The sequence below is a fragment of the Micropruina sp. genome, from assembly GCF_047602385.1.
Taxonomy (GTDB): Bacteria; Actinomycetota; Actinomycetes; order Propionibacteriales; family Propionibacteriaceae; genus Micropruina.
Genome location: NZ_JASGHL010000001.1, coordinates 162,397 through 182,585, shown reverse-complemented (window position 1 = coordinate 182,585; position 20,189 = coordinate 162,397). Strand labels below are relative to the sequence as shown.

The following is a 20,189-nucleotide window of genomic DNA, read 5'->3' as shown; positions in this document are numbered from 1 at the left end:
TGCCGAGGCACTGAGCCCGATCAGCGGCTCCGGTGCCGGACGGCCGCCGCGCCGGGACCGGAGGCTGGGCTGGAGCATCGAGCCCAGCTGGGGCCGGGGCGGACCGGGTCCGGATTTGCGATAGTGAGCGCATGGCTGCTGCGCCGGCATCGGGGGGCTCCTCCAAGGGGCTGCGCCGCCGTGTCGGCTCCCGGCGTCACGGACTGTGGTCAGGCACCCAGGACAGGTGGAGCGTTTCGGCGCAGATCTTCTCGCTGATCGTGCTCGTGCTGGCCATCACCATCGCGCCGATCTGGCTACTGGCCGTGCGATCGGCGACCGAGACCGCACGGGCGGAGGCGGTTGCCAGGGCCGAGGCCGCGGCGGTCGCACTGGCCGGGTCACCCTGGCTGGTGGACGCCGCCGGCTCCGCCGATCCGCCGGCCGCGCTTCGGGACCCGATCGAGCGAATCCGAGCCGCCGACAACCTGCTGTTCATCATCGTGATCTCCCCGGACGGCATCCGGTGGACGCACCCCACCGGCGAGCGGGTCGGCGGTCCCTACAACGGCAGCTGGCGGCCGGCCAGGGCAGGCGGCAAAGTCGTCGAGGAGTTCACCGGCACCCTCGGCCCGTCAGTCCGGGTCGTGGTGCCGGCCAGGTACGCCTCCGGCCAAGTGGTCGCTCTGGTGTCGGTGGCGGTCGCGATGACCTCGGTCAACCAACTCGCCTTGGACCGGGCGGCCCCGGTGATCTGGTTCGCCGCGGGATCGCTGGTCATCGGTCTGCTCGGGTCCTGGGCGATCGCCCGCCGGCTGCACCGACAGACCCGCGGCCTGGGGTCGGTGGGCCTGCGGCGGCTGCACACCTACTACGAGGCTGTGCTGCACTCGCTGCGGGCCGGTCTGGTGATGGTGGGCAAGGACGGCACTGTGGTGTTGATCAACGACCACGCCCGCAGTCTGATCGGGATGCCTGAGATCGAGCCCGGCCGACAGGTCGCGGATCTGTGGCTCGACCCGGAGCTGATGGAGTTGATGACGTCCGATCGCGAGTGTGACGGCGAGCAGTTCGTCGAGGACGGGCGGGTGCTGGTGGTCACCCGTGAGCGTGCCGTCTTCGACGGCGAGGACCTCGGCTGGGTGACGACGCTCCGGGATCGCACCGAACTCGTCCGGCTGACCGGAGAGATCGACTCGCTGCGGTCCTTCAGCGAGATGCTGCGCAGCCGGGCTCATGAGGCCGACAACCGGATGCACACGGTGATCATGCTGGTCGAGCTGGGCCGCGGCCAGGATGCGATTGCCTACGCAACCGCGACCATCGCCAGTAGCCAGGAGCAGGTCGAGGCGGTCACGGAGGCCGTCAAGGACGCGCCTTTGGCGGCGCTGCTGCTGGGCAAGTCGGCCCAGGCCCACGAGCACGGGGTCGAACTGCTGCTGGCCGACGATCTGGACGTGCCGAGCACCGGTGAGCGTGCCGCCGACGTCCTGGTGATCGTCGGGAACCTGGTCGACAACGCGATCGATGCGGTCGCCGGAATGCCTGGCGAGCGCTGGGTGCGGGTCTCCGGTCGGCTGGACGGCGCCCGCCCGGGTTCGGACGGCGACGACGCGAACGACCTGCCCGCCGGCGACGATCCCGTTCTGGTGCTGGAGATCAGTGACTCCGGTGCTGGGGTCGACCCCGCGGATCTGGACCGGATCTTCACCCGCGGCTGGAGCACCAAGCCCGCCCAGCACGAGCTTCGGCCGCATGGACGCGGTCTCGGGCTGTCCCTGGTGAGTGGGGCGCTGCGACGGCTGGGTGGCTCGATCAACGTCCGGAGGGACCCGTGGCGGTTCGTGGTGCGGGTTCCGCTGCCCGGACCCGGTTCGGGAGAATGACCCGGTGATCAGGGTGCTGGTGGTCGACGACCAGCCGGTGGTGGCCGAGGGACACAGCCTGTACGTGCAGCGCGTCCCCGGCTTCGAGGTGGTCGGCATCGAACTGGACGGCGCGGGCGCGCTGCGTCGGTGCGCCGACGGTGGCGTCGACCTCGTCCTGCTCGATCTCGACATGCCCGGCATGCACGGGCTGGAGGTCGCCCGCGCCTTGCAGGCGATGCGGCAAGGACCCGACATCATGGTGCTGACCGCCTCCCGCGATGTGCCCTCGATCCGTGAAGCCGTCCGCAGCGGCGCGGTGCATTACGTGATCAAGCCGTTCGCGTTCGCGACCTTGCGGGCAAAGCTGCTGCACTACGCGTCGTTCGCCGCGGCCGCGACCGGCGACCGCGAGGTGCTCGACCAGGGCGAGATCGACGCCGCCCTGGCTGCCCTGCGCGATCCGGCCGGACAGCAGTTGGCCAAGGGCATGTCCAACGAGACGATGGCGGCGATCCGTTCGGCGATCCGCGCCGAACCCGACGGGCTGTCGGCCAGCCGGGCGGCCGAGATCATCGGGGCGTCCCGGGTCACCGCGCGGCGCTACCTGGAGCACCTGGCCGACACCGGCGGGTGCGAACGGGTGCCGGTCTACGGTCGGGCCGGACGCCCGGAGGTCACCTATCGGATGCGGATGCTCTCCTAACGCCTACCTGGGTTGAGCGTGTCGCGCTCGTGGGTCGAGCGTGTCGACGCCTGCGGGTTGAGCTTGTCGACGCTTGCGGGTTGAGCTTGTCGAAACCCCCAACGAGGACCCCGGCTCAGGTCTCGACAAGCTCGACCGACGAGAACCCAGGTCTCGACAAGTGCTTCCCTGGCGACCACCCACTCGCTGGTCGAGCTTGTCGAGACCCCGGCCGACCAGGACCCAGCTTCAGGTCTCGACAGGCTCGACCGACCGACGAGAACCCAGGTCTCGACAAGTGCTTCCCTGGCGACCACCCACTCGCTGGTCGAGCTTGTCGAGACCTCGGCCGACGAGGACCCAGATTCAGGCCTCGACGAACTCGACCAACGAGGTGGTTTCAACAGGCTCAACCGGCGGGCCCCTGTGATCAGTTGAGCCGGGTGAAGGCGACCAGGTCGTAGGCGACGGCACCGGAGGGCTGGGTGCTCTGGCAGGTCAACAGCTCCGGTGCTCGGGCGCCGTGCCGGACGTCCACCCGGTAGGTCCGCCCACCGGCGGCCAGGGTGACCGAGAACAGCGTGCCGTCCCGGCGCAGCCGCCGGACGCGCACCGCGTCCAGGTCACGCAGACCGAGCCGCTCCCGCAGGACGTGCTCGGCGGCCTGCTCTGGCCAGGGCACGCTGCAATGGCCCCGGTACCGCTCCAGGGTGACCCGGCCGGCGAGGTGGTCGGCCACGACGTCCGGACCGTCCTCGGGGGTGAGCCGTCCGTAGCAGTGGGCGTCCGGCAGCACCAGCAGGTTGGCCGCGAACCGATCACCGCCCAGGTGGGACGACTCCCAGGTGAGTTCCGGCCAGGAGGCACCGAGGGCGGCGGCCAGCGGACGTCCGCGTTCGGCGCAGCAGGCATCGTGCCGGCCGTGGGTGCAGACCAGCAGGACCGGGTCCGGGTGCGGAGTCAGCCCGACCCCGGCGCCGCCACGAATGCCGCTCAGGTCCAGGTCGGCGACCTCGGCGAGATCGGAGACGGTGGTGGTCTCGCACCAGCCGTAGCGGGCGTTGACCACGAAGATCCGGCGCGGCCCGGCCAGGTACCGCCCGGGCCGCCGGATCAGCAACGGCCGGACGCCGAAGTCACGCTGCCAGTGCCGCAGCGGTTCCCGCACCGGGCCGGGCAGCCGCCGGCTGCGTAGGATCTCCGGACCCCACGGGCCGGGATCCTCCAGCAGCAGGAAGTGCCGCACCGTGGAGGCCGTGCCGGCCAGCGGTTCGCCACGCTGCTCGCTGGCCACCGAGCAGCGGACGCTCACCGGACGACTTCCAGGAGCCCCTCACGGACCAGCCGGCGGGCCAGCACCAGCGCACCGGCCTGGTCCAGGTGGTCGTGCAACTCGGCGGGGGTCAACCGGTCGCGGGCCAGCACGGCCTCGATCGCGGGCCGGATCCGGGCCGGCAGGCTGACCTGCCGGTCGCCGAGCAGCACCAGCAGCCGATCGCCGTCCGGACGCAGCAGGCAGGTGCTGCCCGGACGCCGGCGCAGCACTGTGTCGGCTGTGACCGCGGGGGCGTCCAGCACGTCGAGCAGTGCCCCGCCGAGCAGCGGCTGGCGTCCGGTGGCGAAAGCTCGTTCGTGCCGGCGCACCACCGCGTCGGCATCGGCGTCCCGGACGGCGTCGGCCAGGCCGGCGAGACGTTCCCGGAGTGCGGCGGCCAGGCCGTCCGGGTCCGTGAACAGGGCTGCCGGCAGCGGCTCGTCCGCCCGCTCCAGCAATGGGTCGACCACGCGTTTCAGCAGGTCGCGCCACAGATAGCGGTTGATCCCCAGCGTGACGTGCAGGGACGCGGTGGCCTGGGTGCGCGCCGCGTGCGGCGTGCCGGTCGGCAGGTACATGGAGGTGCCGGGCACCATCATCACCTGGTGGGCTCCGGCCTCGTCGTGCACCTCCCACTCCTTGGCGCCGAAGGTCTGGAAGACGAAGACGTCGTGGGTGTCGGAATGCAGCGCGAAGCCCTGGGAGCCGGGCGGGGTCAGGTAGGCGTTCGCCTGGCAGGGATGCCCGAGCTGTTCCTCCAGGCCGCGGACGAGGGCCCGCAACGGCTGCCAGTAGCGCTGCAGGCCCTGGAAGACGATGGTCGCTCCCCCGGCGAACTCGTCCAGCAGCTTGCGGGCGTCAACCAGCCCGGTCAGCTGCTTGCCGGCGATGGTCGCGTACCTGGTGAACCGGGATTCCGGCAGCACCGAGCCGTTCTTGGCCAGCCGCAGCTGCGGGGTGCGCAGGGCAGTCTCGGTGATCAGGTGATCGGCCTGGTCGATGCCGAAGATGCCCTCGAGCAGGCCGGGCTCGACCTCGTGGACGAGGATCCGGCGACCCCAGACCTCCTCGACGAAGGTGCCGGGATCGCCGGAGAGCAGACCGAGTGGATCCATGCTCAGGCGTCTACCCCGTCGGCGTCGCCGGTATCGCCGTCCACCCCGTCGGTGCTGTCACCATCGGTTCCGTCGCCGTCCACGCCGTCGGCGTCACCGGTATCGCCGTCCACACCGTCGGTGCCGTCACCATCAACGCTGTCCGCATCGCCGCCGTCGACACCATCGGCATCGCCGACCGGATCCGTTCCCGGGACGCCGTCGGTCAGGATCTCGTCGTCGGTGAGGGACTCCCTCGGGGTCTCGCTCATCTCACTCCTTCGGGTCGGGCCGCGGAGCGCGGCGGGGCTACGCCTGCGACTGTAGTCCGGGCTCGACCGGGCGAACAGCCCCGACCGGGTGTGCGCGGTGCACGACCGGTCTCAACCTGGACGTGCGCAAAATGTCGGACACCGAGGGAATACTGTGGCTAAGGTTAGGCAAGGCTAACCAACCGCCACGGCCCCAACGGGAGCTGAGACCGCGCGCGGCACCATCGACATTCGCGGACGGCAAGACGTGCTGGCAACCTTCATCATCGGCCTGCGAGAGGGGCTTGAGGCCGCCCTCATCGTGGGCATCATCGCGGCGTTCCTGCGTCGGCACGGGCGCTCCTTGACCCCGATGCTGATCGGTGTGGGTGCCGCGATCCTGCTCAGCCTGGGCGTCGGTGTCGGGCTGCGGCTGGTCGAAATGGGCCTGCCCCAGGCGGCCCAGGAGGGCATGGAGGCGATCATCGGCGTCGTCGCCATCGCCTTCGTCACCGGGATGCTGCTGTGGATGAACAGCAACGCCGGCGGGTTGAAGCGGCACCTGGAGAGTTCGGCCGACCAGGCGCTGAGCGCCGGCACCGGACGGGCACTGGTGGTGATGGCATTCCTGGCGGTGCTCAAAGAGGGCTTCGAGACCTCCGTCTTCCTGCTGGCCACCTTCTCGGCGTCGACCAACGCCGCACTCGCGGCGACCGGCGCCACCCTCGGCATCCTGACCGCCGCGGTGATCGGCTACGGCCTCTACACCGGCGGCATGCGGCTGAATCTCGGCCGGTTCTTCCGGATCACCAGCGTCTTCCTGCTGCTGGTCGCCGCCGGGCTGGTGATGAGCACGCTGGGCAAGCTGCACGGCGCCGGCTGGCTGGACGCCGGTCAGGGCACCACCGTCGACCTGACCTGGCTGGCCCCGCCCGGGTCGCTCCAGGGTGCGCTGTTCACCGGCGTCCTGGGCATTCCGCCCGATCCGCGGGTGATCCAGGTGGTCGGCTGGTTCGGCTACGTGGTCCCGATGGCGATCTACGTCTACTGGCCGAAGAAGTGGCGTCCGGACGCGCGGACCGCCGTCCGGCTGAGGTTCGGCATCGCCGGCGTGCTGGCTGCCGCGGCGATCGCCATGTTCGCGGCGATCGCCCCCGCGCAGTTGGCCACCCTCGGCCCGGCGGCCCTGGTCGACCAGGCCGGCCAGAATGCTGGCAGCGTCCGGGCCGAGTCCGGCCGCGCGGTGGTCACGATCGGCGGTGGCGAGTCGGTGATGCCGCTCGGCAGCGGCACCACTGGTGCCCATCGCACGGTGCCGGACGCCGTCGGCTACCAGCAGGCCTGGCAACCGGCCGAGCCGGGCGCGTTGCCGTCCAGCCTCACCCTGGACGAGCTGATCGCCCTGAACGGCGGACGCGTCCCGGTGGGGATCAACCCGCAACTCGCCAGGGGCCCGTTCGCCGTCACGTGGACGGGCAGCGGTGAGCGCCGGCTCTGGCTGGTCGGCAATGAAGTACTCGACTTCACCCAGGCCGAGACCACCACCGCCACGCTGAGTGGCGGCGGCCTGCCCAACCCCCGCACCCTGACCCTGTCCGGACGGCTGCCCTCGGGCGCGCAGCTCGGCTCCGGCAGCCTGCGGGTCGACGATGCCCGCGTCCGGGCCGCCGAGCAGGCCGCGTCGACGCTGCGGATCCAGCAGGTCGAGCGCGGATTCTGGGGACGGACGTTCCCCGCCCTGCTGCTGATCGCGGCGGCGGCCAGCCTGATTCTTGCCGAGCGCTCCCGGCGCCGGCTGCCCCCGCCCGACCCGATGGTCGTGCAAACCGAATCCGTACCAAGGAGGAACATCAATGTCCCATAAGACCCACGCGGCAGCGGGGCTCGGCGCCGTCATCGCGCTGGCCGCCGGCCTGAGCGGGTGCGCAGGCGCCGCACCGAGCACCACCAGCCCTACCGCGTCCGCCTCGGCGTCGACCTCGGCCGACGGCGCGGCGCCGGTCGTCAACGGCGTCTCTCAGGTGAAGATCACCCTGACCGCCGGTGACAAGGGGGACGCCTGCACCGCCGACCACCTGACCGCGGCCGCGGGTCCGGTGACGTTCTCGATCGAGAACGTCAGCGCGACGGCGATCACCGAGGTCGAGATCCAGAGCGAGCTGAAGATCCTCGGCGAGAAGGAGAACCTGGCCCCGGGCCTGCCGGTGTCGCCCTTCACCATCACCATGGACGGCGGCCAGTACACCTTGTACTGCCTCGGCGCCACGCCGCAGACCCAGGCCTTCACCGTGACCGGCCAGGCCGCCGCGGCACCCACCGGCTCGACCGCGACCCTGCTGACCAACGGGGTCAAGGAGTACGCGACCTGGGTCGGCACCCAGGCCGACGGACTCAAGGCGGCTGTCGCCGCACTCAAGGCCGCCGTCGATTCCGGCGACGTGGCCAAGGCGCAGGCCGCGTACGTCGCGGCGCGTCCGTTCTACGAGAAGATCGAGTCCGACGTCGAGGGCTTCGTGATGCCCGGCTTCAAGGTGGACGACAACAAGGGCAACCTCGACTACCTGATCGACATGCGCGCCTCCAACCTGGACGAGAAGGTCGGCTGGTCCGGCTTCCATGCCGTCGAGCGCGACCTGTGGAAGTCCGGCAAGATCACCGCCGCGACCAAGAAGTACGCCGCTGACCTGGAGACCAACGTCGGAAAGCTCGTCGAGGTCGTCAAGAAGCTCACCTTCAAGCCCGAGGACCTGGCCAATGGTGCGGCCGCCCTGCTCGAAGAGGTGCAGTCGGGCAAGATCACCGGCGAGGAAGAGGCCTACAGCCACACCGACCTGTGGGACTTCCACGCCAACGTGGAGGGCGCCCGGCAGGCGTTCGCCTACCTGCAGCCCGGCCTGGAGAAGATCGACGCCGACCTGGTCAAGCAGGTGGTCACTCAGTTCGGTAACGTCGACGATGCGCTGAGCAAATTGCGTGACAAGACCTCACCCGGCGGCTACCTGCCGTGGAACGAGGCCAACCGCAACAAGAACCGCAAGGCGCTGAGCCAGGCTGTGCTGGCATTGCAGCAGCCGATGCAGAAGATCGCCGAGAAGGTCGTCACGGCGAGCTGACCAGCAGAACCGGGTGGGACGGGAGCAGGAGATGGCTGAGGAGTCGAACCTCGATCCTTCGGGCAGCGCCGGCGTCCGTCCCCCCGATCCGTCGGCGGCGGAGGGGGCCCGCCCCCCGGGCGGCTCCGCTCCACGGCCGGGCGAGTGGTCGCGGCGCCGGCTGATCGCCGGTGGCGCGGCAGCTGCCGCCGCCGGAGCTGCCGTGGGTGGCGGGGTGACCGCGGCATTCCTGCGTGGCGAACCCGCGGCGACCGGCGCGCCGGTGCCGGCGTCCGACGGCGCCGACAGCGTGGACCTGACCAGGACCGTCCCGTTCTACGACCAGGCCCACCAGGCCGGTGTCCGGACGCCGCCGCAGCGGCACGCGGTGTTCATGACGTTCAACCTCAACTCCGGGGCCACCCGGCAGGACCTGCAGGTGCTGCTGGCCCGGTGGAGCGCCGCCATCGCGCAGCTGTCCCGCGGCAAAACGGTCGGCACCATCGAGCCGGCCCGCCCGGACGCCGTGGGCACGGACACCGGCGAGGCGCACGGGCTCGCACCGGCGTCCCTCACCGTGACCGTGGGGCTCGGCCCCGGGGTCTTCGACAAGCGCTTCGACCTGGCACACCGGCGTCCGGCGTTGCTGGCCGAACTCCCCCGGATTCCCGGCGACGTGCTGCAGCCCGAGTTCACCGGGGGCGACCTGTCGCTGCAGGCCTGCGCCGACGATCCACAGGTGGCGTATCACGCGATCCGCAACCTGGCCCGGATGGTGACGACCACCGCACACACCCACTGGGTGGTGATGGGTTTCGGACGCGCCAGCGCCGGGCCCGGCCAGGAGACGCCGCGCAACCTGATGGGTTTCAAGGACGGCACCCGCAACGTGGTCACCGACGCCGACTACGACCAGTTCGTCTGGCTCTCCGACGCCGACTGGATGACCGGCGGCACGTATCAGGTGGTCCGGAAGATCGCGATGACGATCGAGACCTGGGACTTCGACCGGATCTCGGACCAGCAGCAGATCTTCGGACGCACCAAGGACGAAGGTGCTCCGCTCACCGGCGAGCTCGAGTTCGACACCCCGGACTTCGCCAAGCAGGCCGAGGGCTCCTACGTGATCGACCAGACCTCGCACATCGCCCTGGCCGCGCCGGAGAACAACCGCGGGGTGAAGATCCTGCGACGCAGCTACAACTTCACCGACGGCCTCAACTCCCAAGGCCTGCTGGACGCCGGACTGCTGTTCATCAGCTATCAGAACACGCCGCAGCACTTCGTCGACCTGCAGAGCAAGCTGGGCCGGTTCGACCTGCTGAACGAGTACATCCGGCACATCGGGTCGGCGGTGTTCGCGATTCCCCCCGGCCCGGCGACCGGTAGCTACATCGGCAAAGCGCTGTTCGACTGAGCGTCGCAGCCGCGTGGTTCGGACGTCGTCCGAGGTCTCGACACGCTCGACCAACGGTGCCAGGCCTTGCTGGTCGAACGTGTCGACGCTTGCGGGTTGAGCGTGTGACGTTGCGGGTTGAGCGTGTCGAAACCCCCTGCCTACGCGGCGTCCGAGGGTCTCGACAACGCTCGACCAGCGCTCTGCTACCTGTGCAGGATGCCGAGCACGACCTCCGCGATCACCGTCGAGGCGAGGAAGGTGGCGCCGATCACCACGAAGCCGACGGGCAGGATCTTCCAGCCGATCTGCCGCAGCATCGGCAGATCCTTGCCGATGCTGAGGCCGGCAACGGCGAGCATCAACGTGATCACCGACAGGTAGTCCACCGATTCGGCGGTGTGCAGAACCCAGCCCGCGGCAGGGAACCAGGGCGAGGTGATGTAGGTGCCGATCAGAATGACGGTGATCAGTGCCGGCACCTTGCCCTTGGTGAGGCCGGTGAGCCAGATTGCGGCGCCGACCATCCCGGCGATCATCGCGTAGGTGATCACCATGTCGAGGGAGAACCCCTTCTTCACGATGGTGGCGGTGATCAGTCCCGCCACGGTCAGGATCAGCAGGCTGGTCGCCGGGTTCAGGTTGACCTTCGGGACGTCCAGCACCTTGGCGAGCGCGCTGAGCTTTTCGGACGACTCCTTCTTCACAACCTCCTTCTGGTTGCGGGTCAGGAATTTGTAGAACCGGTCCGCCAGCGGCAGCGAGATCCACAGGGTGAGCGGGACGCCCACGACCGCGGCGATCAGGTTGGCCGTGGTGGCGAGCGCCGCGATGGTGTCGGCGAACTCCGGGTGCGCCGCACCCACCGAGGCGATGCCGGCGGCCATCATCGAACCCGAGCCGACGCCGGACCCCATCGCCAGCGCCTCCCAGCGGAAGATGCCGAGCGCAGAGATGACGGAGGCGACCAGGCTGACCACGATGGCACCGAAGATCGAGCCGAACACGTACATCGACAGCACGCCCCGGTACTGCGGCGAATCTGCGCCGAACCGCGACGTGACCATGGCGAAGGAGGGTTCACGGTCGATCGAGAAGGTGGCGCCGACCGTGGCCGGCCCCATCCGCAACAGGACGGCCAGCGGCAATGCGAGCAGCAGCGAGCCGAACACGTTGCCCAGTTCCTGCAGCAGCAGTGCCGGACCCGCCGCGAACAATGCCGGCAACTGCTGACCCAGGGTCAGGCCCAGTCGGGCACAGAGCACGAGGACGGCCACGCTCATGATGGCGTTGGCCGTGTGCTGCAGGTCGATCGGCAACGGCCGCCAGGTCTGCCCGGAGATGAGCACGCCCATCAGCAGTGCCCAGATCATCGGCAGCAGCATGATCGAAACGCTGCCCAGCGGCACCGTCAGCGGCCCGATCAGCTGGGCGATGGCGGCGAGCACGACAATGAGCGCGAATAGCAGCCACAGCCCTTTGTCTTTGAGCGAAATGTTGAAGATCCGTGGCGGAGCCGCGGTGGCCTCCGTGCCTTCTGGTGTTGCGGACATAGGGACCTTTCGGTTCGGAGGGTCGCTGATCCCGACCAGTGCTCAGGACGAGAACTTGGCTTGGGTGGCGCCTGCGGGGCGGGCTGCTTTGCGCGCCTTGAAGTCCGCCCGCAGTTCTGGGGTGAGCGCCACATCGAGAACGGTCGCGGCCATGCTCACCGCGCCGTCCATCAGCGCCTCGTCAGCCGCGGGACTCGCCGCGATCGCGGTGAACGCCGGGTTGTGCGGCGGTGCGTCCGCGCCACGGAAGGTGACCAGCGGATGGATCGCCGGCACCACCTGCGAGACGTTGCCCATATCCGTCGACCCGCCCCCGAGCCGGACCTCGGGGTCGATCGTCCGTCCGCGGGCGGCGAAGTTGACGTCCCACAGTGCGGCCAGAACCTGGTCACTGACCACCGGCGCGTACGGGTGTTCGGTGGGCGCCCACTCCCAGGTGCAGCCGGTCCCGATCGCGCCCGCTTCGAAGCAGCGCAGCACCTTCTTCTTCATCTCGCGCCAGGTCCCGAGGTCGTAGGCCCGCAATTCGACCTGGACGACCGTCCGGTCGGGAATGATGTTGGTCGCCTCGCCGCCGTGCGAGATGAATGCGTTGAGGTTGGTCTGCTTGGGGAGATGCTGACGCAGCATCGCGAACGCATTGAGCGCCAGCAGCGCCGCGTTGGACGCGTTGATGCCCAACTCGGGAACGGCCGCGGCGTGGGCGGTCAACCCGGTGTAAGTCACCTCGAACCGGTCCACCGCAGTGGAGGACATCCCCTGCGCGCTGTGGCTGTCGCCGGTCATGTCCGGCGTCGCGGTCATGCCGTGCACCATCATCGAGAAGTCGGCCTGTTCGAAAGCACCGGCTTCCAGCAGAGAGACCTTACCGCCGCCATGTTCTTCGGCCGGGGTACCGAGTAGGACGACGCGCAGACCAACCTCGTCCGCCACCTTCGCCAAACCCAGCGCTGCGCCCACCCCGGCGGCACAGATCACGTTGTGCCCGCAGGCGTGCCCGACGCCGGGCAGGGCGTCGTACTCGGCGCAGATGATCACGGTGAGGTCCCCGTCGCCGTAGACAGCCTCGACGGCCGTCTCGACACCGTAGGCGCCGAGCTCGACCTCGAAGCCCGCTTCGCGCATGGTGTCGGCGACCAGCGCCGCGGCCTTGTACTCCTGCCACGACAGCTCCGGGTTGGCGTGGATCGTGCGGCTGATGTTCAGCAGCTGCTCGCGCAGACCCTCGATCTCTCGTGTGGTCTGTTCCTTGACAGCCGTGAGGTCAGCCGTGGCCTCCAGATGGGTCATGCCTCGTTCTCCCTTGTCGCAGAGCTCTCGCCGGCTCAACTGAAGCTCACCCTATTTGCCGAAAACCCAATCCGAGAAGGTATTTGCCCAGATGGTTAACAGACCCGTAAGACGGACGGTGGCGGCTGGCGCTGTCCGCGTCCGTTCTTGGCGTGCGCGGCGGGGGTCGGACCGGCGTCAAGCTCCGGCCAGGGGCAGGAAGTCACTCCGATACACTCTGAGCCGGCCCAGCTCACGCCATCGGGTGAAGCGAGGGTCGTCGACGAGCGGTCGCGCGTCGTTGGGGCGGTAGCTCAGCAGGTCAGAGCAGGGGACTCATAATCCCTGGGTCGCGGGTTCGAGCCCCGCCCGCCCCACGGGCAGATCTTTCACCAGTCATCTTCACTCAGGACTCAATGCTGGCGTCCACGAGGGCGAACTCCGAGGTTTACGCTAGAGCATCATCTGGCGCCAACGCTAGGACGGATGCGGCTTCCCGACATCACCAACAACGCCGTGCAGCGCTGGCACGACGAGGCGATGAAGGACAACACCGACAGCCCTCGGGCGAACGCGAAGGCGTACGGCTCCTCCGGGCGATCATGAACAACGCCGGTCCACGAAGACCTGATCGAGGCCAGCCCAGTGCACATCCGCGGGGCCGGCCACCAGCCGAGGCGGTGCCGGTTCAAGCCCGCCTCGGTCGAGGAACTCGACGTGATCGTGGAGAACATTCCTGACCGGTGGAAGCTGATGGTGCTGCTCGCGTCCTGGTGCCCCCTACGCTACCGCGAGCTCGCCGAGCGGCGCCGCAAGGACATCGAGCTGCGCCACGTCAGCGGTCGCTGGACCGACGTGATCCAGGTGCGCCGCGGCGTCGCCTGGGCGAACTGCAAGATCCAGGTGGAGCCGTCGAAGTCGGAGGCCGGCATCCGCCACGTGGCGATCCCGCCCACCTAATTCCCATCATCAAGGACCACCTCGAGACCTTCGCCGCACCCGGCCAGCAGGGGCTGCTCTTCCCGGCCACCAACGACGCCAGCAGTGGCCCTCCACGATCACGAGCTACTTCAAGAAGGCGGTGGCGATCGCCGGACGCACCGACCTCCGCTTCCACGACCTTCGCCACACCGGCGCCGTGATGGCCTACAGCAGGGGGCCACGCTCGACGCTCTTCAAGCAAAGCTCGGGTACTCGATGGCAAACGCGGCCTTGCTCTACCAGCACACCGCTAAAGGCTGCGACCAGATGATCGCGGAGAGCCCTTCTCGGCTACTCCAGCAGGCCCATTGAGCAGGTTCAGGCCTTCTTCCGCGCCCGGGTCGTGCGGACGTCGGCAATCTTCTCCTTGAGAAGTCTCACAGTCTCCCCGCCTTGTGCGTCTTGGTCCCCGTGGCGCGACCATCCAATGTGACCGACTCGGCCGGCCTCATCGAAAGCTCCCACCGGGGCATCGTCCAGCACGACTGGGACGACCTCTCCGGTCTTGAACCTGTCGCGAAATTGTTTCGACTCGAACCGGGTCCATACACGCTTCGGATATTCAGGGCCGAGTATACAAACCACAATGGCCGCGTCACTTGCATAAATCGGCGCTAGGTACTCCTCCACATCCTCTGCAAGTATGCGCGCCTGCTCGTTCCGATCATAGAATACTTCGAACTCATCATCCTGCAGTCGCAAGAAGAGCAGTTCTGCGATGCTTCTGTCCGAACCCGCAAATGACAAGGCGAAGTCGTACCGGGAAGGAAAGTCGATTGACAGGAAGCCTACCTCTTCGGCGAACTGTGGCCATGAAATATTGCGGATGTAGAACACGAACTGTGGATCCTGAACGACTAAGGTTGAGCTAGACGAGTCGTAATGAAGAACGCTTTGAACATCCTTCGACGAACGCACAAGATCTCCAAGGAACCCTTTCGTTACAACTTGACTTACACTCCCGCGCTGTTCTGGGTGGAGAGTTGCCTCCCTGCTTGCATTGATCGCCCAGTTCTTGCTTTGACTCAGCCAATACAAGAGGTGGAGATACGGCGCGCGACCCTCGCGCCTCAGCTTCGAACCGCGAGCAAACTCGGTAGCGACGCTGTGGAATGATCGGGCCAACTTCGCCATCACGCCAGCTTTCACCATTTCATAACTCACCTCGGTGGTTCGCACATCTGGCGCCGCCGCGTAGATCCCGTCCCTAAGGCAGGCTTCATATGCGAGCATCTGCGCTAGATAAAAGCTACCTTGTGCGTCTTTGACGATTTCGTCCCTAATTGCGAGTCCGATATTTAGCGCAGACTCACCCTTCTTCACGAGCTCTTCGATCTTGTACTCAGGGTTTGCCTCAAACGGAATCACATCGATTCGGTTCGCCAAGTCTCGTCCGAATGAGATGAGGGTCTGGCCAGCGTTATTGATGCCAATTACTACTAGCTTGCTGTGGCTCGCGCCCTGATCGGCCAAAGTCTTCATGAGATCGGCTAACTCAAGCTTCTGTTCGTCAGAAAGGCGATGGAAGTCGTCGATTAGTACGGTGCCGAACGGCAGCTGGTTCGGGAGGTCAGCGATCAACGCGAGGTCCTCCTTCTTTCTCGCGCTCAGCGAGATCGTGAGTGCGTCCGCTCCAGCCTCGGTGATGGCGTTTTGGGCAGCCGTCGTCTTTCCAATCCCGGACGGCCCCTCAATGACAACGCTTCGCCCTGGGGTGCGCAAAGCGACCAGAAGGCGGGCGTACTCAACCGGCGCGACGAACGTGTGCGTGGGCACGCCCGAGAGGACAAAGACATCCTGCAGCGCGACTGGAGCATCGTCACCTTGGTCGGATGAAGGCGTTGACACGGATTCTCCTTCTTGCGAGGTGCGGAGCCTATTGCGTCGTCTGTACGGCGATGCCGGCCCGTAGAGCTTAGGCTAGCGCCCGCGACCGACGGCGGGGTCCAAGGCAGTCGCTCGTGTCGGACAGGACGCAGTCGCGCTTGCTCGGGTGCCGCCATTCCGAGCGGGGTCACCAGCGAAGTGATGTGCTAATTCAGGGCGCCTCGTTGACGGGATCATGCATGGAAGTTTCTCGCGATCCTCACCCGGACACGGATGATTCGTTTGCCCGAACGGAAGGCAGGCAACTCGCCAGTGGCGATGCGACGCCGCAGGGGTGGACGCTGATGATGAGGATGTCGGCGGCCGCGGACAGCGAGACGAAGGCGCCAGGCTAGGTGCTCTCGATGGCGGACATACTTGCTCCCTTCGGTAGGTGGTGTTCAGAAGCCGTGCTGGGGCGGTGGCGGTCGTGGCCGTTGCCGCGCAGGTGTTTGTGCTCCGTCGGCGTCGAGGTGGCGGTGTGACGGTATTCCACACTTCCTGCGGCCGCGGAGCCGGCGGCCAGAGCCCTTCTCTGCGAGCCCGTGGAGCCAAAGCGATCACGAGCCGGGTCGTGCGTGAGTGCCCGGTCGAGCGTCGGGAGAGGCCGGCCCCACTCGCCTGTGGTCAGGGGTGATACGCGTCGCGGCGATGGACGACCGAGACAACCTCGATGACTAGGCGCTGGTCGATGATTCGGTAGATCACCCTGTATTCGCCGCGGCGCGCAGCGAAGAGTGGGGCGAGCGGCTCGCGAAGAGGCTTGCCGACTTTTCGCGGATCTTGGCGCAGCGGACCCATGATGAACTCGAAGGCTGCCGTCGCGACCTTCTCGGGGAGTTCGCGCTCAATGGCACGGCGGGCCGATCGGGTGAAGACCACCTCGTAGCGGCCGGGCATCCGGCTACCTCTTGCGGGTGGCTAAGGCGGCGCGGACCTCGTCAGCGGTGAAGACCTCGTCGGCCTCAAGTTCGGCGAGCCCAGCCTGGATCGCAGAGACTTCGTCGGGGCTGCTGAGAATGTCGAGCGTCTCGAGCAACGAGTCGTAGTCGTCAGCACCCAACAAAACCGCGACGCGGTCTCCGTTGCGAGTGACCTCGAACCGCTCGTGGGTCGTGACCGCCGACTCGACGAGCCTCGACAAGTTCGCCCGAGCCTCCGCCAAGGACAGTGTGGTCATGTACAGAATTCTAGCGCGCAGCACCTACGGCGGGCTATCCAGGCCAGATCGTATCCAGGTGGTGCTCACCGCCGATGCCTCGCATCCGACCGATTCCCGACGGTCCTGGCACCGCAGTGTTTGACGAACGGGCTGCGAATAACCCCTACCCAACCCGCTCTGGCTCGTTGGACTGCTCAGCGCGATCTGGTTCGCACAGATGCTCAGCATCGCCGGGCGACCACGGCCCAGCTGCGGAGTGCCGCGGACGTCGTTTCAGGACGCGGCGGCGCCGTACGCGGCGAGATAGTCTGCGCGATCCTGCTCCGTGATCTCGCGGACGACCCGGCAGGGGCTGCCCATTGCAACGGCATCCGGCGGGATGTCACGCGTGACGACGCTGCCGGCGCCGATCACCGCGCGCACTCACGGTGACACCGGGTCACACGATGACGTGGGCGCTGAGCCACGCACCCTCCCCGATCGTGATCGGCTCCGCGTACTCGTAAATGTCGCCGGTCCGCTGCTGGAAGTCGACCGGGTGGCTGGCCGTCGCGAGCGTGGCCCGGGGACCGAAGAGCACCATTCTGCCGATGGTCACCGGAGCGCAGTTGAGGATCGTGAGATCGTAGTTCGCGAAGACGAAGTTCCCCATCGAGATCTGTGCACCGTTGTCGCAGCGGAACGGCGGTTCGATCCACGCCTGCTCGACGCTAACGAGGAGCCCGCGCAGCAGTTGTTGTCGTACTCGTGGAGTACCCACTTGGTCGCCGCTCGCCTGGCGGAAAGTTCAGGATCGGTGGAGCGGTAGCTGCGGCCCGCAATCATCCGCTCGCGCTCGGTGCTACCAGTCATGCTCTCTCTACGGTGTGGCCACCGCCCTCTGTAGTGACACCCCAGCTTGGGCCTACCAGGACGCCCCCGGCACCACCGATCGGCCTGCCGACCGACGACCTACCGCAAGGCCGGGAGACCCGGTGCTCGAGCACATCCTTCGGCGTCCGGCTAAATCACGGGGGCGCCTCTCGCAGGCGATCAACATCGAAACCACGGCACGGCACCGACAGGTGGGGTGGGTCGGGGAACGCCGCACTAGACTTGGCCACTCGCGAAGGCCAACGAAGGAACCATCGATGAACATGTCGCAACGACTGGTCTGGAACCTCTACGCCGGGGCGGTGGGTGCACTGAGCGCGATGCTCGCGCAGAAGGCTGTCCGCGGCGCCTGGAAGATGGCTACCGGCGACGAGCCGCCTGATCCCAACGATCCGGCCACGCCGCTGAGCGAGGCGCTGATCTGGGCGCTGGCCGGCGGCATCGGCATCGGGGTGAGCCAGTTGCTCACCAACCGGTTCGCGGCTGCCCGCTGGGAGAAGGCGATGGGGACGCCCGCGCCGACCCGATCCCGGGTCAACTTCCACCTCTGATCGTGCGGCCCCCTGGCCCGGCTGGGTGCTGCGGCCCGGGAAGATCAAGGACGCGACGATCACCGGCCGAGCGCGGCGAAACCCTGACCAGTGCAGGATCTCACCGGGCTCGACCGGTGCTGGCCGGACGTTCGGGTCAGTCGGCGCAGTCGACGCAGTAGGTGTGCCCGTTGCGGGTCACAGCGATCTGGCTGCGGTGCTTCACCAGGAAGCATGAATAGCAGGTGAACTCGTCGGCCTGGCGCGGCAGCACCCGGACGGTGAGTTCCTCGTGGGAAAGATCGGCGCCCGGGAGCTCGAACGATTCGGCAGCCTCGACCTCGTCCTCATCGACCTTGCCGGAGTTCTTGTCGTTCCGGCGGGTCTTGAGTTCCTCGATGCTGTCTTCGTTCTCCTCGTCCGTCTTGCGGGGGGCGTCGTAATCGGTTGCCATCTTGTTCCGTAACTCCATTCCGAGCGCCCGCCCGGTGGGCGGCCGCGCTCAGCGGTTTCACTCGTCCTCAACGTGTCGCAGGCATACATATCACACGCCTCCAAACATTGCGGGTCACGGCGCCCTTGTCTCAGCCACGGGGACCCGCGCCCGCCCCGTCGAGGGGTCGCTCCGGCGTCCGACCCGGTAGGTTACGCACTAGCACGAACACAGGAGAGCGATCGAGCGATGCGCACCGCCCACCCACTCGGGTTGACTCCCGACGGGAGGAGCCTGATCGTCGTCCTCGACGACGAGCAGGTGGCGATCCCCGCCGACGAACGACTGAAGACAGCGCTGCGCAACGACCGTGCACGCATCGGACAACTGGAGATCGACATGGAAAGCGCACTGCGGCCACGCGACATCCAGGCCCGAATCAGGGCCGGGGAGTCGCTGGAGGCCGTGGCCGAGGCCGCCGGGGTCCCGATCGCGAGGATCGAACCGTTCGCGGCCCCGGTCATCGCCGAACGCGACCACATCGCCGGCCTGGCCCAGACCAACCCGGTGCGGCGCGCCGGCGACGCGGTCGCCCACCGCAGCCTGCGCAACGTGGTGACCGACCGGCTGCTGTCCAGCGGGATCGACATCGACGACGTCGAGTGGGACGCCTGGCGCACCGAGGACCGTAGGTGGACCGTCCGGCTGTCATACGAGATGGAATCAGTCTTGCGTCAGGCCGACTTCGGCTACGACCAGACCGGCCGGTTCTCGGTCGCGGCGAACGACGATGCTCGCTGGCTGACCGGCGAGAGCGCTCCCGAGCGGGCACGGAGTCGGCTCACCGGCGACCCCGACACTCGGCCTGGAGCGGACCGCAACGACGAACTGGCGATCGTGCGGGCCATTCAGCCCCAGTTCGCGATCACCCCAGACCTCGACGACGATCTGCTCGACGAGCCCGACGACGACAGCGGCTCCGACAGTGAGGACGCGTTCGCCGAGGGAGACCTCGCCGAAGTGGACGGCGTCTACGACATCGTCCCCGGTGACCGGACCAACCTCGACGTGCTCTATGACATGCTCTCCAGCTTCGACGAGGACTCGGTGCAGATCTATGCCGGTCTGGTCCGGCCGCGCGCCGAGCAGCCGGCCGCACCGGCGCTCGACGAGGGGCCGGCGTCCGGACTTCCGGACGGCGAGTTGCTGCTCGATGCCGGTGAGCCCACCGAACGGATCATGGACGTCGACGAAGACGAGGCACCGTCGTCCGAGGAATCGCCGGCGACATCCGACGACTCGATCGAGGCCGAACCGGTCGACGGCGAGGCAGCTGGTCTCGGGGGTGTAGTCGACGAGCCACAGCCGGTCGAGCCGGCCGACTCCGGCGAAGCCACCGAGCGGGACGCGGCGCCCGCGATCGATGTGCCGGGCGAACCCGAACCGCTGCTCGCCGCCGACCACCGCGACGACGACGAACCTGACCACGGCGATGCTCACGCCCCGGCCCCCGACGACGTGACCGAAGCGGTCGACGACGTGACGACGAACGCGGACGAGGTCGCCGCGGACGAGGTGGACGCGGACGAGGTGGCCGGCGAACCAGCCGAGGCCGCCCCGGTGCTCCAGGCCGAGTCGGCGTCCCCGGCCGATGCGACCACTCAGCAGACCCGGCCCGGCCGGATCAAGCCTGCTCCGGGCGAACCCGAGCAGCCGAGCCTGGTCGACGAGGCGGGCAACGAGCCGTCTCGGCCGCTCAAGCGCAAGCGAGCAAGCGTCCCGAGCTGGGACGAGATCATGTTCGGGGCGCCGAAACCCAAGAGCTGACCGCCGACGGCCCGCACC

The 20,189-nt window shown here is 67.9% G+C and carries 20 protein-coding genes and 1 tRNA gene; 9 read left to right on the top strand and 12 right to left on the bottom strand.

The genetic code is table 11. The annotated features are described in order from the left end of the window. Window positions 1-131: 131 nt before the first annotated feature. Together QM711_RS00855 and QM711_RS00850 are read left to right on the top strand one after the other, a co-directional pair. Window positions 132-1,865 (top strand): ATP-binding protein, encoded by a 1,734-nt coding sequence (locus QM711_RS00855; protein WP_415095833.1) that lies wholly within the window; start codon window positions 132-134, stop codon window positions 1,863-1,865. Window positions 1,866-1,869: 4 nt separating this feature from the next. Beyond that, window positions 1,870-2,550: a response regulator gene (locus QM711_RS00850; protein ID WP_415095832.1), complete on the top strand. Its 681-nt coding sequence runs from the start codon at window positions 1,870-1,872 to the stop codon at window positions 2,548-2,550. 409 nt (window positions 2,551-2,959) lie between these two features. Here QM711_RS00850 and QM711_RS00845 read toward each other — a convergent pair whose 3' ends face one another. From QM711_RS00845 to QM711_RS00835, 3 genes are read right to left on the bottom strand one after another with little or no spacing between them, the layout of a single operon-like run. Next, window positions 2,960-3,841, bottom strand: a complete 882-nt coding sequence (locus tag QM711_RS00845) for a sucrase ferredoxin (RefSeq protein WP_415095831.1) — start codon at window positions 3,839-3,841, stop codon at window positions 2,960-2,962. Beyond that, window positions 3,838-4,959: a JmjC domain-containing protein gene (locus QM711_RS00840; RefSeq protein WP_415095830.1), complete on the bottom strand. Its 1,122-nt coding sequence runs from the start codon at window positions 4,957-4,959 to the stop codon at window positions 3,838-3,840. The genes QM711_RS00845 and QM711_RS00840 overlap by 4 nt, the downstream gene beginning before the upstream one ends. Before the next feature lie 2 nt (window positions 4,960-4,961). Next, window positions 4,962-5,210 (bottom strand): hypothetical protein, encoded by a 249-nt coding sequence (locus QM711_RS00835; protein WP_415095829.1) that lies wholly within the window; start codon window positions 5,208-5,210, stop codon window positions 4,962-4,964. A 247-nt stretch (window positions 5,211-5,457) separates the two neighbouring features. On the opposite strand from QM711_RS00835, the gene efeU reads away from it, so the two are divergent. The 3 genes from efeU to QM711_RS00820 are packed head-to-tail and all read left to right on the top strand — an operon-like array spanning window position 5,458 to window position 9,698. After that, the gene (gene efeU / locus QM711_RS00830; protein WP_415095828.1) at window positions 5,458-7,053 is read left to right on the top strand and encodes an iron uptake transporter permease EfeU; all 1,596 of its coding nucleotides are present in this window, start codon (window positions 5,458-5,460) and stop codon (window positions 7,051-7,053) included. Then, window positions 7,043-8,302 carry an iron uptake system protein EfeO gene (efeO, locus tag QM711_RS00825; RefSeq protein WP_415095827.1) on the top strand — a complete coding sequence of 420 codons (1,260 nt, stop codon included), beginning with the start codon at window positions 7,043-7,045 and terminating at the stop codon, window positions 8,300-8,302. The genes efeU and efeO overlap by 11 nt, the downstream gene beginning before the upstream one ends. 31 nt (window positions 8,303-8,333) lie before the next feature. Beyond that, window positions 8,334-9,698, top strand: a complete 1,365-nt coding sequence (locus tag QM711_RS00820) for a Dyp-type peroxidase (RefSeq protein ID WP_415095826.1) — start codon at window positions 8,334-8,336, stop codon at window positions 9,696-9,698. A 185-nt stretch (window positions 9,699-9,883) separates the two neighbouring features. Here QM711_RS00820 and QM711_RS00815 read toward each other — a convergent pair whose 3' ends face one another. Together QM711_RS00815 and QM711_RS00810 are read right to left on the bottom strand one after the other, a co-directional pair. Beyond that, on the bottom strand, window positions 9,884-11,230 hold the full coding sequence (locus tag QM711_RS00815) for a DUF3100 domain-containing protein (RefSeq protein ID WP_415095825.1): 1,347 nt from the start codon (window positions 11,228-11,230) through the stop codon (window positions 9,884-9,886). 42 nt (window positions 11,231-11,272) lie between these two features. Further along, complete coding sequence (locus QM711_RS00810; RefSeq protein ID WP_415095824.1) at window positions 11,273-12,520, bottom strand: amidohydrolase; 1,248 nt, start codon at window positions 12,518-12,520, stop codon at window positions 11,273-11,275. A gap of 282 nt (window positions 12,521-12,802) precedes the next feature. On the opposite strand from QM711_RS00810, the gene QM711_RS00805 reads away from it, so the two are divergent. Continuing rightward, window positions 12,803-12,876, top strand: a tRNA-Ile gene (locus QM711_RS00805). 268 nt (window positions 12,877-13,144) lie between these two features. Further along, the gene (locus QM711_RS00800) at window positions 13,145-13,459 is read left to right on the top strand and encodes a hypothetical protein (protein ID WP_415095823.1); all 315 of its coding nucleotides are present in this window, start codon (window positions 13,145-13,147) and stop codon (window positions 13,457-13,459) included. 339 nt (window positions 13,460-13,798) lie between these two features. Here QM711_RS00800 and QM711_RS00795 read toward each other — a convergent pair whose 3' ends face one another. The 6 genes from QM711_RS00795 to QM711_RS00770 all read right to left on the bottom strand — a co-directional run bounded on the left by QM711_RS00795 (window position 13,799) and on the right by QM711_RS00770 (window position 17,333). Next, window positions 13,799-15,328 carry a TIR domain-containing protein gene (locus QM711_RS00795; protein ID WP_415095822.1) on the bottom strand — a complete coding sequence of 510 codons (1,530 nt, stop codon included), beginning with the start codon at window positions 15,326-15,328 and terminating at the stop codon, window positions 13,799-13,801. Window positions 15,329-15,973: 645 nt separating this feature from the next. Further along, a complete protein-coding gene (locus QM711_RS00790) occupies window positions 15,974-16,246 on the bottom strand; it encodes a type II toxin-antitoxin system RelE family toxin (protein WP_415095821.1) in 273 nt (90 codons plus the stop codon). Between the two features lie 4 nt (window positions 16,247-16,250). Next, window positions 16,251-16,526, bottom strand: a complete 276-nt coding sequence (locus QM711_RS00785; protein ID WP_415095820.1) for a type II toxin-antitoxin system Phd/YefM family antitoxin — start codon at window positions 16,524-16,526, stop codon at window positions 16,251-16,253. A 255-nt stretch (window positions 16,527-16,781) separates the two neighbouring features. Then, window positions 16,782-16,931, bottom strand: coding sequence for a hypothetical protein (locus QM711_RS00780; protein WP_415095819.1), 150 nt, complete (start codon window positions 16,929-16,931; stop codon window positions 16,782-16,784). Window positions 16,932-16,947: 16 nt separating this feature from the next. Next, window positions 16,948-17,160 carry a hypothetical protein gene (locus QM711_RS00775; RefSeq protein ID WP_415096900.1) on the bottom strand — a complete coding sequence of 71 codons (213 nt, stop codon included), beginning with the start codon at window positions 17,158-17,160 and terminating at the stop codon, window positions 16,948-16,950. Then, window positions 17,103-17,333, bottom strand: coding sequence for a maltose acetyltransferase domain-containing protein (locus tag QM711_RS00770; protein ID WP_415096839.1), 231 nt, complete (start codon window positions 17,331-17,333; stop codon window positions 17,103-17,105). Before QM711_RS00770 ends, QM711_RS00775 begins: the two co-directional genes overlap by 58 nt. Window positions 17,334-17,638: 305 nt before the next feature. Between QM711_RS00770 and QM711_RS00765 the strand changes: the two genes are divergently transcribed. Beyond that, a complete protein-coding gene (locus QM711_RS00765; protein WP_415095818.1) occupies window positions 17,639-17,932 on the top strand; it encodes a DUF4235 domain-containing protein in 294 nt (97 codons plus the stop codon). A 136-nt stretch (window positions 17,933-18,068) separates the two neighbouring features. Here the strand turns inward: QM711_RS00765 and QM711_RS00760 are convergent, their stop codons facing one another. After that, the gene (locus QM711_RS00760; RefSeq protein ID WP_415095817.1) at window positions 18,069-18,365 is read right to left on the bottom strand and encodes a DUF4193 domain-containing protein; all 297 of its coding nucleotides are present in this window, start codon (window positions 18,363-18,365) and stop codon (window positions 18,069-18,071) included. Between the two features lie 228 nt (window positions 18,366-18,593). Between QM711_RS00760 and sepH the strand changes: the two genes are divergently transcribed. Next, entirely contained in the window at window positions 18,594-20,171 is a 1,578-nt protein-coding gene (sepH, locus tag QM711_RS00755) for a septation protein SepH (protein WP_415095816.1), read from the top strand. Window positions 20,172-20,189: the final 18 nt, after the last annotated feature.